This window comes from Verrucomicrobium sp. 3C, assembly GCF_000379365.1.
In the GTDB taxonomy this organism is placed as follows: Bacteria; Verrucomicrobiota; Verrucomicrobiia; order Methylacidiphilales; family Methylacidiphilaceae; genus Methylacidimicrobium.
On sequence record NZ_KB901875.1, the window covers coordinates 2049968 to 2050659 of the forward strand.

Here is a 692-nt window from a genome sequence, read left to right on the forward strand (position 1 = left end):
TCTGCCCGGGAGCCGCCGCCCCAAAGGGCAAAAATGGGTCCTGTAGTGCCAATTTGAAATGACGGGTACTGCCTCGCAACGACTTACGAGACCTTCCCCCAAACATGGGCCGGGTAAGCGACCCTATAAGCGCAAGTGAAGTGGGCAGCGAGCCACAGCCAGGAGTAGGAGAACGTAATAGTACCGGAAGCGCGAGACGAACAACTCGCGTGACCAGCAATGGCGGATTGCGAGTGGTCCGGGGAAGGACGTTCGTGAAAGGATCGAGGCAGGATACATCGAGATAGATGAGCAAGTAGCGTGAAGGTGGAAAGTTCCCTATGTGAAAAACCCGAACGTCACGCTTCGAGGAGACTATCCGATCATCTGGTTATCGAAGGTCGGGAGCAGAAGGTCCACTCTCGCTCATACCCTCTCTCCAGATCGCGAAAGCCCTTTCATGAAAGCTGGATGCGGGAAAACCGCACGTCCAGTTTGTGCGGCGGACGGCGGCAAGCTCTTCAATGGGCGCCTTCTCCGACCCGACACTACATCGACTCATAAGTTCGCAGCAGCATATTCGGCTTGGAATTGCTGGGTGAGCTCGATGATGTGCTGAAGCTTTTCCGGCCCTTTAGTCCAATGGAAGGGCTGGCAGTGGTCATTGTATTTGGCGAAGTAAGCCTTGAGGAAGCGCTCTAAGTCCTGGCCCG